At 34.8% G+C, this 15936-nt stretch carries 13 protein-coding genes and 1 pseudogene; 8 read left to right on the top strand and 6 right to left on the bottom strand.

What is annotated here, in order from left to right:
- Window positions 1–64 precede the first annotated feature (64 nt).
- The 3 genes from NJT12_RS18765 to NJT12_RS18755 all read right to left on the bottom strand — a co-directional run bounded on the left by NJT12_RS18765 (window position 65) and on the right by NJT12_RS18755 (window position 6298).
- A complete protein-coding gene (locus tag NJT12_RS18765; RefSeq protein WP_271337459.1) occupies window positions 65–991 on the bottom strand; it encodes an outer membrane beta-barrel protein in 927 nt (308 codons plus the stop codon).
- Between the two features lie 179 nt (window positions 992–1170).
- On the bottom strand, window positions 1171–5709 hold the full coding sequence (dnaE, locus tag NJT12_RS18760; RefSeq protein ID WP_271337458.1) for a DNA polymerase III subunit alpha: 4539 nt from the start codon (window positions 5707–5709) through the stop codon (window positions 1171–1173).
- A gap of 169 nt (window positions 5710–5878) precedes the next feature.
- Window positions 5879–6298, bottom strand: a complete 420-nt coding sequence (locus NJT12_RS18755) for a DUF417 family protein (protein WP_271337457.1) — start codon at window positions 6296–6298, stop codon at window positions 5879–5881.
- A 589-nt stretch (window positions 6299–6887) separates the two neighbouring features.
- On the opposite strand from NJT12_RS18755, the gene leuC reads away from it, so the two are divergent.
- From leuC to leuB, 4 genes are all read left to right on the top strand, one after another.
- The gene (gene leuC / locus NJT12_RS18750; RefSeq protein WP_271337456.1) at window positions 6888–8282 is read left to right on the top strand and encodes a 3-isopropylmalate dehydratase large subunit; all 1395 of its coding nucleotides are present in this window, start codon (window positions 6888–6890) and stop codon (window positions 8280–8282) included.
- 169 nt (window positions 8283–8451) lie between these two features.
- On the top strand, window positions 8452–9048 hold the full coding sequence (gene leuD / locus NJT12_RS18745) for a 3-isopropylmalate dehydratase small subunit (RefSeq protein WP_271337455.1): 597 nt from the start codon (window positions 8452–8454) through the stop codon (window positions 9046–9048).
- Between the two features lie 255 nt (window positions 9049–9303).
- Window positions 9304–10824 (top strand): alpha-isopropylmalate synthase regulatory domain-containing protein, encoded by a 1521-nt coding sequence (locus NJT12_RS18740; RefSeq protein WP_271337454.1) that lies wholly within the window; start codon window positions 9304–9306, stop codon window positions 10822–10824.
- 151 nt (window positions 10825–10975) lie between these two features.
- A complete protein-coding gene (gene leuB / locus NJT12_RS18735; RefSeq protein WP_271337453.1) occupies window positions 10976–12037 on the top strand; it encodes a 3-isopropylmalate dehydrogenase in 1062 nt (353 codons plus the stop codon).
- 168 nt (window positions 12038–12205) lie between these two features.
- On the opposite strand, the gene NJT12_RS18730 is transcribed toward leuB, so the two are convergent.
- A complete protein-coding gene (locus NJT12_RS18730; RefSeq protein ID WP_026982652.1) occupies window positions 12206–12565 on the bottom strand; it encodes an RNA recognition motif domain-containing protein in 360 nt (119 codons plus the stop codon).
- Window positions 12566–12701: 136 nt separating this feature from the next.
- The gene (locus tag NJT12_RS18725; protein WP_271337452.1) at window positions 12702–13190 is read right to left on the bottom strand and encodes a DUF6252 domain-containing protein; all 489 of its coding nucleotides are present in this window, start codon (window positions 13188–13190) and stop codon (window positions 12702–12704) included.
- 196 nt (window positions 13191–13386) lie between these two features.
- On the opposite strand from NJT12_RS18725, the gene NJT12_RS18720 reads away from it, so the two are divergent.
- The 4 genes from NJT12_RS18720 to NJT12_RS18705 all read left to right on the top strand — a co-directional run bounded on the left by NJT12_RS18720 (window position 13387) and on the right by NJT12_RS18705 (window position 15822).
- A complete protein-coding gene (locus NJT12_RS18720) occupies window positions 13387–13923 on the top strand; it encodes a 30S ribosomal protein S16 (protein WP_271337451.1) in 537 nt (178 codons plus the stop codon).
- Window positions 13924–13938: 15 nt separating this feature from the next.
- Window positions 13939–14463: a ribosome maturation factor RimM gene (rimM, locus tag NJT12_RS18715; RefSeq protein WP_089477692.1), complete on the top strand. Its 525-nt coding sequence runs from the start codon at window positions 13939–13941 to the stop codon at window positions 14461–14463.
- 173 nt (window positions 14464–14636) lie between these two features.
- Window positions 14637–14987: a four helix bundle protein gene (locus tag NJT12_RS18710; protein WP_271337450.1), complete on the top strand. Its 351-nt coding sequence runs from the start codon at window positions 14637–14639 to the stop codon at window positions 14985–14987.
- A gap of 127 nt (window positions 14988–15114) precedes the next feature.
- Window positions 15115–15822, top strand: coding sequence for a tRNA1(Val) (adenine(37)-N6)-methyltransferase (locus NJT12_RS18705; protein WP_271337449.1), 708 nt, complete (start codon window positions 15115–15117; stop codon window positions 15820–15822).
- Here NJT12_RS18705 and NJT12_RS18700 read toward each other — a convergent pair.
- Window positions 15819–15936 (bottom strand): annotated as a pseudogene (locus NJT12_RS18700) (HlyD family secretion protein); the annotation flags it as partial. The gene NJT12_RS18705 and the pseudogene NJT12_RS18700 sit on opposite strands and share 4 nt — an antisense overlap.

The following is a 15936-nucleotide window of genomic DNA, read 5'->3' as shown; positions in this document are numbered from 1 at the left end:
GCACAAAAAAAAGAGGATATTCAAACGAATATCCTCTTTTTTATTAAGTATAATTTTCTAAGAATTACAAGCTGTATTTAAGACCTAAAGTCAAACCTAAACCTGAGATCCCAACATACGAGCTTAATTCATCCATTGGTTTTGTTTTATCAACACCATTCGGATTTGTTAAAGCATTATTAGAATTAACGTCTAATCTGTCTCTGTAATTTGTATGTATTTGAGAAGCAGATCTAGTTGCCAAAGCATCATTACCATTAACATTAAATTCTGTAGTTTCTTTAGTTTTTCCGTGTACAGTAAAGTTACGGTATTCCAATTCACCAAAAACTGAAATATTTTTTCCTAATTTATAAGATGTTCCTAAAGCAGCAACAAATCCAACTGTTGGATTTGGTTTTACTTTATCAACACTATGAACATTTCCAAAAGCAGTTGGAACTCCTGTATTTGAAAAAGCAATTGGAGCGTAAGCATCTGAAGTGATTTCTAAATCTCCATGAATAGGAACTAAAATACCAACCTTAGTATAGGGTTCAAAACCTTTGTGTTCTCCTAAAAACAAAACCAATGCAGGGGCAAGATCAAAAGCAGTAATCTGACCTACTGATTTAAAAGCATATACACCAGCTGGAGTAATAGGCACATCTGATCTGGTTTGTGCCATTGTCTTATCTTTACTAGTATAATAATTAACACCTAACTCAACCCCTAAACGGGCATTAAATCTATATCCGGCTGTTAATCCAGTTCTGAAACCTTCACCAAAAGAACCTGTAACACTTTCTTCAGAAACTAATTTCCCTCCTACAAAAGTTCTGTCTAAAGGAAGATTTCCTCCCACAGTTGGAAATTCAGTAGCAGCAGTCTGAATAAAATAAGATCCTCCTAATTTAAAATACCATGATTCTGGTTTATCTGCTTTTTCTGTTTGCGCCATTGTCGCCATAGAGCAAACTAATAATCCGAGTAAAAATAGGTTCTTTTTCATAATTCTGTTTTTTAATTATTTTTTACAAACATAGATTATTTTAACATATTCTTACAGTTTGTAATGTTAGACTTGGAACGAAATCGTTGTAATTTTAATCTAAAGTACTAAAAAACTACTATGCATGCATATTTTTAACTAAAAAAAAATGCATTATATCAAATTTTAACTGTTAAATTTTAGTTTAGCTTAAAATTTACCTGCATTTTCTCTAATTCTATCAATAGCTCGGTAGAAATCTTAACTTTTACCCTGCGACTTGGCATCGTTAACTTAGTTACTACCTTTATTTCTTCAACTTCATTTACTTCCTGAATTTTAGTTTCTTCAATGGCAGAATCTGTATCTTCATTCTCATCTACAAAAACAGCATCAGTTGTTTCTTCAAAATCAGCTGGAGTTTCTACCTCAACTAAACGTTTAATTTTTTCTAACTCCATAATTTCAAAAGTCACAGAATTATCGCCTTTATTCTCATTGAACAATTGACTCAAATTATGAATAAATTCAGCTTGCAGGTCTGTAATATTCAGTAATAAAATCAATTTTTTAGCAAAGGCTTCCAGAATATCCTGCAATTGCCTAATCTCAACAAATTGCAATCTTGGATCAGATTTTTTACCTGTATCGTGATTTACCCAACCATCTTTTATTAAAATTTTCAGGAAGGCAAAATTATTCTGAATCAGGAAGTGACGGAATTTTAGGTATTCTTCGCCAAAAATCTTGAATTCATAACTTTCATCATATCCTTCTAAATTAAATACTGCCCAGCCTTTTCCGTTTTTTGCTACACGGTGCTGCACATTATTAATGATTCCGGCAAAATTCAAATTTTTACCTACATATTCATTCATACTTTTCAGAGCCTCTAATCTGGCATTGCAGAAGTATTTCATCTCAAATCTAAAATCATCAAGAGGATGTCCTGAAATATAAATTCCAACTACTTCCTTTTCTTTGGCTAATTTTTCCATCGTGCTCCAGTCTTCACACGGAGGCACAATAGGCTCATCAATCTGAACCTCACTTGATTCCCCAAACAAACTTACCTGCGATGAATTTTCGTTTTCCTGAAATTTAGAACCGTAACGAATCGCTTTTTCATAAAATGTAATTCCGTCGCCATCATCATGAAAATATTGTGCTCTTGTAGTTCCTTCAAACGAATCAAAACCACCTGCCAAAGCAAGGTTTTCGATTGCTTTTTTGTTAGCTGCACGCAAATCTATTCTTTTAGCCAAATCAAAAATCGATTTGTACCTGCCATCTTTTCTACTTTCTACAATTGTTGCCACAGCTCCGGAACCCACTCCTTTAATGGCGCCCATCCCAAAACGTACTGCATACTCATCATTTACAGTAAATTTATAAAATGACTCATTTACATCCGGTCCTAAAACCTGCAATCCCATTCGCTTACATTCTTCCATAAAAAATGATACTTGTTTAATATCATTCATGTTATTCGAAAGAACCGCTGCCATATATTCTGCAGGATAATGTGCTTTTAAGTACGCTGTTTGATATGCAATCCAGGCGTAACAAGTCGAGTGCGATTTGTTGAAGGCGTAACTCGCAAATGCTTCCCAGTCTTTCCAGATTTTCTCTAAAACTTTTGCATCGTGACCTTTTTTTGCTGCTTGTTCTACAAACTTAGGCTTCATTTTATCCAGTACTTCTTTTTGTTTCTTACCCATCGCCTTACGCAAAACGTCGGCCTCACCTTTTGTAAAGTCAGCCAGCGATTGCGACAAAAGCATTACCTGCTCCTGGTAAACGGTAATTCCGTAAGTTTCTCCTAAATATTCCTCACAAGCATCTAAATCGTATTTGATTTCCTCTTCGCCATTTTTTCTTCGAACGAAAGACGGAATATATTCCAAAGGTCCCGGACGATACAAGGCATTCATGGCAATTAAATCTCCAAAAACCGTTGGCTTCAGATCTTTCATATATTTCTGCATTCCGGGTGACTCGTATTGAAAGATTCCAACCGTTTCTCCTCTCTGGAAAAGTGCATATGTTTCAACATCATCAATTGGGAATGTATCCGGATCAAGATCAATGTTGTTTCTATATTTTACCAGTTTAACGGTATCTTTTATTAAGGTAAGGGTCTTCAGACCCAAGAAGTCCATCTTCAGCAATCCTGCACTTTCTGCAACCGAGTTATCAAACTGGGTTACATATAAATCAGAATCTTTGGCAGTTGTAACAGGAACGAAATTCGTAATATCCGATGGCGTAATGATTACCCCACATGCATGAATTCCGGTATTTCGCATTGATCCTTCAAGGATTTTTGCCTGCTGAATTGTTTCTCCGGCCAAATCGTTTTCATTGGCAATGGCGATTAATTCTTTTACGTTATCAAACTCATCAGAACGAAGTGCTTTTTTAACCTCATCTTCATTCTCAGAAATAAAACGCGCCAAATTCCATTTTGACGGCATCATCGCCGGAATCAGTTTTGCAATTCTGTCGGCTTCAAATAATGGTAAATCCAATACACGCGCCGTATCACGAATCGCTGATTTGGTTGCCATTTTACCATAGGTAATAATTTGCGCAACCTGATTTTTACCGTATTTATTGATTACATACTCCATTACACGACCACGACCCTCATCATCAAAGTCAATATCAATATCGGGCATCGATACACGATCCGGATTCAGGAAACGCTCAAAAAGCAAATCGTACTTAATAGGGTCAATATTTGTAATCCCTAAACAATAAGCAACGGCAGAACCCGCTGCAGATCCACGACCGGGACCAACAGAAACGTCCATATTTCTGGCTTCGGCGATAAAATCCTGGACAATCAGGAAGTAACCCGGATATCCGGAATTCGAAATCGTTAATAATTCAAAATCCAAACGTTCCTGAATAGATTCGGTAATTACTCCATATCGCTTTTCTGCGCCCACCATTGTAAGGTGACGCAAATATTTATTCTCACCCCTAACTCCACCATCCGCTTCATCTTCAATAACTACAAACTCCTGCGGAATATCAAATTTAGGAAGCAATACATCACGATAAAGTGAGTAGATCTCGACCTTATCAACAATTTCCTGAATGTTGATAATCGCATCAGGTAAATCAGAGAAGAGTTTTTTCATCTCTTCAGATGACTTATAATAGTATTCCTGATTAGGTAATCCGTAGCGATATCCTCGTCCACGACCAATTGGTGTAGCCTGTTTTTCACCATCTTTTACACACAATAAAATATCGTGCGCATTGGCGTCTTCTTTATTTAAATAATAGGTATTGTTTGTCGCAATTAATTTGACATTGTGTTTTTGAGAAAACTCAATCAGGGTTTTGTTAACACGATTTTCGTCTTCCTGATTGTGGCGCATTACTTCAAGATAAAAGTCATCGCCAAATTGTTGTTTCCACCAAATCAAAGCTTCTTCGGCTTGGTTTTCACCAACATTCAGAATTTTACTCTGGATTTCTCCGTATAAATTCCCGGACAAAACCATGATATCTTCTTTGTATTGTTCGACAATTTTTCGATCAATTCTTGGAACATAATAAAATCCTTCCGTAAAGGCAATCGACGACATTTTCGCCAGATTGTGATATCCTTTTTTATTCTTGGCTAATAAAACAATCTGATTTCCATTGTCTTTTTTGCTTTTATCAAGGTGATTGTCGCAAACATTAAATTCGCAGCCTACGATTGGTTTTATTTCAGTTTCTGTTGGTTCTTCGCCAGCTTCAACTAAGGCTTTATTTTTTCCGGATGCCGCTTTATTATGATTCATAACAGCGCTCACAAAGTGAAAAGCCCCCATCATATTTCCGGTATCTGTCATTGCAACAGCCGGCATTCCGTTTTTGGCTGTAGCCGCAACAATATTTGCAATTCCTATTGTGGATTGTAAAACCGAAAACTGTGTATGATTGTGTAAATGCGCATATTTTGCTGCTTTAAAATCTTCTCTGTCAGAACCGGAAACCGTAGTTTGTTTGTCATTAGATTCTAAAGCTCTTAATTGCTCTCTGATTTTATCAGAAGCCGCTTTTAAGTTGATGTGTTTTAGTCCTATTAAAGGAAATTCCTGAGGGTTTCTATTTTGAAATTCCTTAAAGTAATCCTTGGGAACATCCAGTTCTTCTTTGGTAAAAACCTCTCTTCTTATTAATTCAAGAAAACAACGCGTGGTTGCCTCAACATCGGCAGTTGCGTTGTGCGCTTCTGCAAAAGGTTTATCAAAAAGATAACTGTGCAATTCTGTTAAGGTTGGTAATTTAAACCTTCCTCCACGACCTCCCGGAAGTTTTAATAATGAAGCGGTAACCTCTGTACAAGTATCCAAAACCGGCATTGAAGCCATAGGAGAATCAACTCCAGCTCTATGAAATTCAGCCCCCATAATATTAACGTCAAAACCTAAATTCTGACCGACAATAAATTTGGTTTTACTTAATGCAATATTGAATTTCTCCAAAACTTCTGCTAAAGTAATTCCATCGGCTTCAGCCAATTCAGTCGAAATTCCGTGAATACGTTCTGCGTCATACGGAATGTTGAATCCATCAGGTTTTACCAAATAATCCTGATGTTCAATAAGAATTCCCATTTCGTCGTGAAGCTGCCACGCGATCTGAATACAGCGAGGCCAGTTATCAGAATCAGTTATTGGAGCGTCCCAACGTTTTGGTAATCCAGTAGTTTCAGTATCGAATATTAAATACATAGGTTTTGTAAAAAGGCAAATTAAAAAATTCCAAATCCCAAAATTTTCACATCATAAATCACTGATTTAATGATCAATAGAAATCTACGAAATAAAAATGGAGGAAGTTCAAATTTAGTCTTTTTTTAGACAAATTAACTACTGATTTTTGTTAAGAATTGTACTTATTTTATTCCCTGCCTTTTACACAGACCATTAACGAAATTGCCAAATAAGGAATGTCTTTTAAAATAAAAAAATCAGTTACCGGGAATCCCTCTACACTTTTAAAAACTCCGGGAGTTGTAATTAAAAAACTTAACGTTGTGACAAATATAATTGCAGAAGCACAACCTGCATAAAAACCAATTTTCTTAAAAAACAAAGAAAGCAAAAGTCCAATTCCGGTAACAACTTCAAAAATCCCAATACAATTAGAAACCTGCTGAACAGACATCACTTTATACATCCAACTCATTGCAAAATGATTTTCAACTAAATCTTTTATAGCGCCGGCTTCCACAGCTGTGAATTTAAAAAGCCCTACCCAGATTAAAATAATTACGGTTCCTAAAACACCAAGCTTGTATGCAAATTCATTTAAATTCATAATATCTTTTTTTTTTAAATTAGAATTATCAATATTAATCGTTCTTTTAGGAATTAAATGTCAGCTACTTGTCATAATCGATTAATTTTAAGAATCAAAATTTTTTAATATTCGTTTAATTTCATTCTAAAAAACAAAAAAATGCAATTCTTGGATGTCGTATTATTTTAATTAGAAAAATGATGTAAAATCTGATTTTAAATACCTGACAAAAGTGAACTAATTTCTTATTTCCAATGTTCTAAAAAGAATCCAAAACTAACAATTATTACTATTTTTATTTATATTGTTACATTTTTTATAACAGAAAGCTATATTTTGTATTGATTTTGAGATAAATTTGCCAACTATTAAAATTAAAGCAATTCCATCAAAATTGAAGTAAAAAAGAAAAGTAAAACCAATTTATATCCATTCTACAACCAAATCTGATTACAAAAAAGCCAATCGCAATTTGTATTTTGGTTTGGGTATCGTATATAATGAAATATTGAAATTGACGACCTTATATCTTTTTCTAATTTTGTTTTTCTATTATAATGAGCAGGAAATTGCTGTGGTTAGAAATTACAATTAAAAAAAATAAAAAATGAGTAAGACATTATTTGACAAAGTATGGGATTCACATGTAGTGCGTAAAATTGAAGATGGACCGGATGTGTTTTTTATTGACCGTCATTTCATTCATGAGGTTACGAGTCCTGTTGCTTTTTTAGGATTAAAAGCCAGAGGCGTTAAGGTTTTATACCCTGAACGTACTTTTGCAACTGCAGATCACAATACACCAACCATAAACCAACATTTACCAGTTGAAGATGCTTTATCTGCCAATCAGCTTAAAGCGCTTGAAGATAATGCTGCCGAATACGGAATTTCGCACTGGGGTTTAGGTCACATTAAAAATGGAATTGTACACGTAGTTGGTCCTGAAAACGGAATTACTTTGCCAGGTGCTACTATTGTATGTGGAGATTCTCACACATCTACTCACGGTGCTTTTGGAGCGATTGCTTTTGGTATTGGAACTTCTGAGGTCGAAATGGTACTTTCTACTCAATGTATCATGCAGCCAAAACCAAAGAAAATGCGCATCAACGTAAATGGTGAATTAAGCAAAGGTGTTGGTCCAAAAGACGTTGCTCTTTATATTATTGCTCAATTGACTACTTCCGGAGGTACTGGTTATTTTGTTGAATACGCCGGTGATGTTTTCGAAAACATGACAATGGAAGGTCGTATGACGGTTTGTAACCTAAGTATCGAAATGGGTGCTCGTGGCGGAATGATTGCGCCTGACCAAAAAACTTTTGATTTCCTTGAAGGCAGATTATATGCTCCAAAAGGCGAAGCCTGGGACAAAGCGGTTGCTTATTGGAAAACACTTAAAACCGATGATGATGCTGTTTTTGATGCTGAATTAAACATCAAAGCTTCAGATATTGAACCAATGATTACTTATGGTACTAACCCGGGAATGGGAATTGGTATCTCAAAACATATTCCGAACGCCAATCAAGTTGAAGGCGGTGCGGAAACTTACAAAAAATCTCTTGCCTATATGGGCTTTGAAGAAGACGATGTGATGATTGGAAAACCAATTGATTATGTTTTCTTAGGAAGTTGTACAAACGGACGTATTGAAGATTTTAGAGCTTTTACTGAAATTGTAAAAGGAAGAAAAAAAGCAGATAATGTTACCGCTTGGTTAGTTCCGGGTTCTCACGTTGTTGAAGCTCAAATTAAAGAAGAAGGTTTATTGGATATTTTAACCGAAGCTGGTTTTGTATTGCGTCAGCCTGGTTGTTCGGCTTGTTTAGCAATGAACGATGACAAAGTTCCTGCAGGAAAATATGCAGTAAGTACATCAAACAGAAACTTTGAAGGTCGTCAGGGTCCTGGTTCAAGAACATTATTAGCAAGCCCAATTATGGCCGCTGCTGCTGCTGTAACAGGAAAACTAACGGATCCGAGGGAGTTATTTTAAAAGATTTATGAATGTAGATTAACGATTTTTGATTTCAGATTTCTTCGTTAATCCTTTTAAAAAAATCTTTAAAAAATTTCAATTTACATTTTACAAAATATTAACGATTACAATTTTTCTTTTCTGAGAAGAAAAATCAAAAATCGTTAATCAAAAATTAAAAATAAAAATGGCATACGATAAATTTAATATACTTACCAGCAGCGCAGTGCCGTTGCCTATTGAGAACGTAGATACAGATCAAATCATTCCGGCTCGTTTCCTGAAAGCTACAAAACGTGAAGGTTTTGGAGACAATCTTTTTAGAGACTGGAGATATAACGGAGACGACTCCCCAAAAGCTGATTTCGTTTTGAACAATTCAACTTACAGCGGAAAAATCCTTGTGGGAGGAAAAAACTTCGGTTCAGGATCTTCAAGAGAACATGCAGCCTGGGCTGTTTATGATTACGGATTTCGTGCTGTAGTTTCAAGTTTCTTTGCAGATATCTTTAAAGGAAACTGTTTAAACATTGGCGTATTGCCTGTTCAGGTGAGCCCGGAATTTGCAGATATTATTTTTAAAGCAATTGAAGCTGATCCTAATACACAATTAGAAATCAACTTACCAAACCAAACGATTACTTTGTTAGCAACTGGTCAACAAGAATCTTTTGCTATTAACGGTTACAAAAAGAACAATATGGTTAATGGCTTTGATGACATTGATTATTTGCAAAATATTAAAGAAGATATCGTGACTTTCGCAGATAAACTTCCTTACTAAGAAAAATCTTGTTCAATCTATTTAGACCCGACAGGTTTTCAAAACCTGTCGGGTTTTTCTAAATTAAATGAGAAAACACAGAACGCGGATACAACTGATTTGCTATCGCAAAAACGCTAAAAAAAACAGATTTTATTTTTAGCTAAAGTAAAAATCAGTGGTAATCCGAGTCTTCGTAAAGAGAATCAGTAAAATCGGCGTCGAAATTAAAATATGGATCAATAATATCCAGCCATTAGAAATTAGAATATCAATATGGAAAGAAGAAAAATTGAAATAATGGATACGACGCTCCGCGATGGTGAACAAACATCTGGAGTATCATTTTCTGCTGCAGAAAAACTAACCATTGCGCAATTGTTGTTGGAGGAATTAAATATTGATAGAATCGAAATTGCTTCGGCGCGTGTAAGCGAGGGCGAATTTCAGGCCGTCAAAGGCATTACATCCTGGGCAGCCGAAAAAGGATATATTAATCGTATTGAAGTACTCTCGTTTGTAGACGGTGGCGTTTCGATCGAATGGATGAAAAAAGCGGGTGCCAAAGTGCAGAATTTATTGACCAAAGGTTCAATGAATCACCTGACACATCAATTAAAAAAAACGCCCGAACAGCATTTTTTAGAAATTGCTCAAATCATAGCTTTAGCAAAAGAAAACAATATTGAAACAAATGTTTATCTTGAGGACTGGAGTAACGGAATGAGAAATTCACCTGAATATGTTTTTCAGTTTCTTGATTTTTTATCTACTCAACCCATCAAAAGAATTCTGCTTCCTGATACTCTAGGTGTATTAATTCCGTCTTTGACTTTTGAATTCATCACAAAAATCAGAACAAAATATCCGCAAATTCATTTTGATTTTCACGCACATAATGATTACGATTTAAGCATTGCCAATGTTATGGAGGCTGTAAAAGCAGGCATAAACGGACTTCACGTTACTGTAAACGGAATGGGAGAAAGAGCCGGAAATGCACCGCTTGAAAGCACTGTTGCCGTTATAAACGATTATCTGCCAGAAGTTAGCATCAATATTAAAGAGACATCTTTATACACGGTCAGTAAATTAGTTGAGACTTTTACAGGATATAGAATTCCTGCCAATAAACCAATTGTTGGCGATAATGTTTTTACACAAACTGCCGGAATCCATGCGGATGGAGATAACAAAAACAATTTATATTTTAATGATTTGCTTCCGGAACGTTTTGGAAGAAAACGTAAATATGCCTTAGGCAAAACTTCAGGAAAAGCCAATATCGAAAAGAATCTTCAGGAATTAGGTTTAAAACTAAACAACGAAGATTTAAAATTGGTCACACAAAGAATCATTGAATTAGGAGATAAAAAGGAAACTGTTACTAAGGAAGATCTTCCATACATTATTTCAGATGTTTTGGACAGTCATACTTATGAAGATAAAATCACAATAGAATCGTATGTATTAATGCACTCAAAAGGAATGCGTCCCTCAACGACTTTGCTCCTAAAAATTGATGATGAAATCATTGAGGAAAACGCACAAGGAGATGGTCAGTTTGACGCTTTTATGAATGCTTTGTCAAAAATCTATAAAAGCAAGAAACTAACACTTCCAAAACTGATCGATTATGCGGTTCGAATCCCGCCAGGAAGTAGCTCTGACGCATTATGCGAAACAATCATTACCTGGGTAAACAACGGAAAAGAATTTAAAACCCGTGGTTTAGATTCAGATCAAACAGTTGCCGCAATTATAGCAACTCAAAAGATGCTGAATGTAATTCCGTAAGGTTCTAAGTTGCTAAGACTCTAAGGTTCTGATAAAAAAATTAGGATCTCAGCAACTCAAAACTATGAAAACATAAAAAACAATTATAAATTAAAATTCTGACCAGCTAAGAAAAAAACTTAGTAACTCAGAATCTTAGAAACTCAAAAAAATGAATTTTAACATAGCCCTTTTAGCAGGAGACGGAATTGGTCCTGAGGTAATTAATGAAGCAGTAAAAGTATCTGATGCAATTGCAAAAAAATTCAATCACGAAATAACATGGACACCAGCTCTTACGGGAGCTTGCGCAATTGATGCCGTTGGAGTTCCTTATCCTGATGAAACTCACGAAATTTGCATGGCAGCCGATGCTGTTTTGTTTGGCGCTATTGGACACCCAAAATACGATAACGATCCAAGCGCACCAGTTCGCCCTGAGCAAGGATTATTATTGATGCGTAAAAAACTAGGTTTGTTTGCTAACGTGAGACCTACTTTTACATTTCCTTCTTTAATCGACAATTCTCCTTTAAAAAGAGAAAGAATCGAAGGAACGGATTTAGTTTTCTTAAGAGAATTAACAGGAGGTATTTACTTTGGAGAAAAAGGAAGAAGAGACGGCGGAGAAACTGCATTTGACAATTGTGTTTACACAAGAGCCGAAGTTCAGCGTTTAGCTAAAAAAGGTTTCGAATTAGCGATGACTCGTAGCAAAAAATTATGTTGCGTTGATAAAGCAAACGTATTAGAAACTTCACGTTTATGGAGAGAAACTGTTCAGGCAATGGAAAAAGATTATCCTGAAGTTACTGTTTCTTATGAATTTGTTGATGCTGTTGCAATGCGTTTAGTACAATGGCCAAATTCTTATGATGTATTAATTACTGAAAATCTATTTGGAGATATCTTAACTGACGAGGCTTCTGTAATTTCAGGTTCAATGGGATTAATGCCTTCTGCTTCTGTTGGAGAACATACTTCTTTATACGAACCAATTCACGGATCTTATCCGCAAGCAACAGGATTGAATATTGCTAATCCTTTGGCTACTATTTTATCTGCAGCCATGATGTTTGAAGATGCATTTGGTCTTAAAGATGAAGCCGAAGCAATTAGAGCAGTTGTAAACAAATCACTAGAAGAAGGAATTGTTACTGAAGATTTAGCTGCAAAAGGAACTAAAGCATACAAAACCAGCGAAGTTGGAGACTGGCTTGTAGCGAATCTATAAAAAAGTTTAAAGTTTATTTTGTTTCAGGTTTCACGTAGAGGCGCACAGCAGTGCGTCTTTCCTTTGTGTTAGATGCACTGCTGTGCATCTCTACGAAGAAACAAAATTTACCGCATAAAAAAAGGGATCAACTTTCGTTGATCCCTTTTATATATTTAGAAAAAAATATTAATATCCTCCTCTGTTACCACCACGGTCATTTCCACCACGGCTGTTTCCTCCACCATAACCACCGCGTGAATCTCCACCACGACTGTTATTGTTGAAGCTTCTTCTTTCGCCTTCTGGTTTCGGTTCAGATTTATTAACCACAATTGCACGACCTTGAACAGTAGCTCCGTTCAATTCATCAATTGCTTTTTGAGCTTCAGCATCGTTTGGCATCTCTACGAAACCAAAACCTTTGCTTCTTCCTGTAAATTTATCAGTAATGATTTTAACTGAATCTACTGCTCCGTAAGCCTCGAAAGACTCTCTTAAATCTGCTTCCTCAATACTGAATGGAAGGCTTCCAACAAAAATGTTCATATGTACTTATTTATAATAATATAGCAAATGTACTCTTATTTTTCTGTAATCTACTATATATTAGTTTATTTATGTTTTTATTTTGATTTAAAAAAATAAAAAACTAACAAAAACCAATCTGTCAGAAATTATTTTACTAATAAAGTATAATATTGCCTAGTGTAGCCGGTACTTTATAAAACACACCTTCTGTAAAAGTTATTTTTGGGTTTTCAGTATCACTTGTGTTTTGATTTATTGCATTAAATTTAAATGTCCCTGAAATAGTATTACTTTCTATATCGTATTCTGTAATAACAATTTGACCACTCCCAACTCCTGCACCTGTAGAAAAAACAGCAGATTGAGACGGAAGCGTATTTGAATAAGATGCTTTTGAATCCTTATTAATACCCAGAATATAAGTTCCTTTTACCGGTGATGCCGTTTGTAGAATCACTTTTTCATAGCCCAAATTACCCTCAATAATCATACTGGTATTGACTCCCTTATATGCTTTATAACTTTGAGCTCTCCAAAAAACATTATTTTTCAATCCCTGAAAGGCAGGAGTATTAAATTTTACATCTTCAGTACAAGATGCAAACATCAAAATCGTAATTAACAGGTAAATGTATTTTTTCATAAAGCAATGAATTTGTGGCAAAAATACCTTATTTGACTTAAACAATGAAAATTTAAGCTCTAAAACAGCCTAAAAATCACAAAAAGCTGATTAAAATATTTTTAATAAAGTTTGGAACACATAATTCATAAAAAAACTATATCTTTGCGCCCTTAATTAACAGAGGTCGAGTACCTCAAAATTTAATCATAAGATTATGTCAGTAAAAATTAGATTACAAAGACACGGTAAAAAACAAAAACCTTTTTACTGGGTTGTAGCTGCAGATGCACGCTCAAAAAGAGATGGTAAATACTTAGAGAAAATCGGTACTTATAATCCAAACACAAACCCTGCAACTATCGAATTAAACATTGATAGTGCTGTAAAATGGTTACACAATGGTGCACAACCAACTGATACAGCTAGAGCTATTCTTTCTTACAAAGGAGCTTTATTGAAACACCACCTTGATGGAGGTATTCGTAAAGGTGCTTTGACTCAAGAGCAAGCTGATGCTAAATTATCTGCTTGGTTAGATGCTAAAGCTGGAAAAGTTGATGCTAAAAAAGACGGTTTAACAAAAGCGCAAGCTGATGCTAAATCTAAAGCTTTTAAAGCAGAACAAGAAGTTAATGCTAAACGTTTAGCTGCTGCAGCTCAAGCTGAAGCTGATGCTATCGCTGCTGCAACTCCTGCAGTTGAAGAAGAAGTTGCTGAAGTTGAAGAAAATAACGAAACAACTGAAGCATAATTATATTTAGCGGGAATGCGTAAAGAAGATTGTTTTTATTTAGGTAAAATCGCTAAAAAATTTAGTTTCAAAGGTGAAGTTCTTGCCTATTTAGACACGGACGAACCTGAGTTATACGAAAATCTGGAATCAGTGTTTGTTGAATGCAACAAACACTTGGTTCCTTTTTTTATCGAAAAAAGTTCTTTGCACAAAAACGATTTTCTTAGAATTCGTTTTGAAGACATGAATACCGAAGAAGATGCAGATGCCATTATGGGTAATGCCATTTATCTTCCTTTGAATATGTTGCCAAAACTTTCCGGCAACAAATTTTATTTCCATGAGGTTATCGGTTTCGAAATCGAAGACCAGCGTTTAGGCGTTTTTGGAAAAATTGCTGCTGTAAATGATACAACGGCACAACCACTTTTTGAAGTTTTAAATGGTGAAGTCGAAATGTTAATCCCTATGATTGATCATTTCCTTGTAAAAATTGACCGCGAGAATAAAAAAGTGATCATGAACCTTCCGGAAGGATTGGTAGAGATGTATCTTTAAGTTTTAAAATTCCAAATTCCAATCTGAAAAGTAAATTTCATTTTTTTTTAAATTCCAAATTTCAGTAGAAAAGATGTTTTCTTAAATATATTTGAAAGAAAAAACCCTCATTTAAATCTATTTTACTACTTTTAAATTCCATTATATATTGGAATTTAAAAATTGGATTTTATATGCCTAAGCCCTACGATTTAGAAGAAAGAACTTTCTTATTTGCAAAAGAGTGTCGAATTTATATTAGAACTTTAGCAAAAACAACATCAAATATTGAAGATGGCAAACAGTTAGTAAGATCCTCTGGTTCTGTTGGAGCAAATTACATTGAAGCAAACGAAAAACTGGGAGATAAAGATTTAATTTTTAAACTTAAAATATCAAGAAAAGAAGCGAAAGAATCTAAATTTTGGTTGAGATTACTGCACGACTTAAATCCAGAACAAAGAATTTTTTCAGAATCTTTATTATTCGAAATAGAAGAATTAAGAAAAATACTATCCGCAATTATTACCAAAACATCAAAATAATTAATTAGGATTTTAATCTTATTTTTACACCTTAAATAAAATATTTTATTCCGCTTTACACTTGGACTTGGAAATTTCTTTTTTAAGTTTGGAATTTGGAATTTAAAAAAATTGGAATTTACTATCTATGTTTTCATTCAAACAATTTTCAGTTGCACAGGATCGATGCGCTATGAAAGTAGGAACAGATGGCGTTTTATTAGGCGCATGGGCTCCTGTAAATCACAATCCGTTTAGTATTTTAGATATTGGCGCAGGAACCGGAATCATTGCTTTGATACTGGCTCAGCGAACTCATGCTGAACAAATTGACGCACTTGAAATTGATGAAGACGCTTATGAACAAGCAGTTGATAATTTCGAAAACTCTCCTTGGGGCGACCGTTTATTTTGTTTTCATGCCGGTTTAGATGAATTTATTGAAGAGCCGGAAGATGAATACGATTTAATTGTTTCCAATCCTCCTTTTTATGCTGAAGATTATAAAACCGAAAATGAACAACGCGATTTAGCCCGTTTTCAAGATGCAATGCCTTTTGAAGAATTAGTCGAAGCAGCTGATTTATTACTTTCTGAAAATGGAATATTTGCCGTTATTCTCCCATTCAAAGAAGAAGAGAGCTTTATTTCTTTAGCCAAAGAATCAGAATTATATCCAATAAAAATCACCCGCGTAAAAGGAACTCCAACTTCACCAATAAAACGCAGTTTATTGGCTTTTAGCCGAAATGAGAATCCAGAAATCGAAATCGATGAGTTAACGATCGAAATAGACAGGCACGTTTATACTCCGGAATATATTGAATTGACTAAAGAGTTTTATTTAAAATTCTAAACCTGCTCAAAAATACTTTTGAACTGATATAGAATCCTTTCTATCAATCGTAAATCTTCGGTTACAATTTCAGCGCTTCCTTTCATTTCCTGCTGAAAAACGATTTGCTTTTTA

This window comes from Flavobacterium azizsancarii (assembly GCF_027980145.1).
Lineage (GTDB): Bacteria > Bacteroidota > Bacteroidia > Flavobacteriales > Flavobacteriaceae > Flavobacterium > Flavobacterium azizsancarii.
This window is presented reverse-complemented; position numbering and strand designations above follow the sequence as displayed.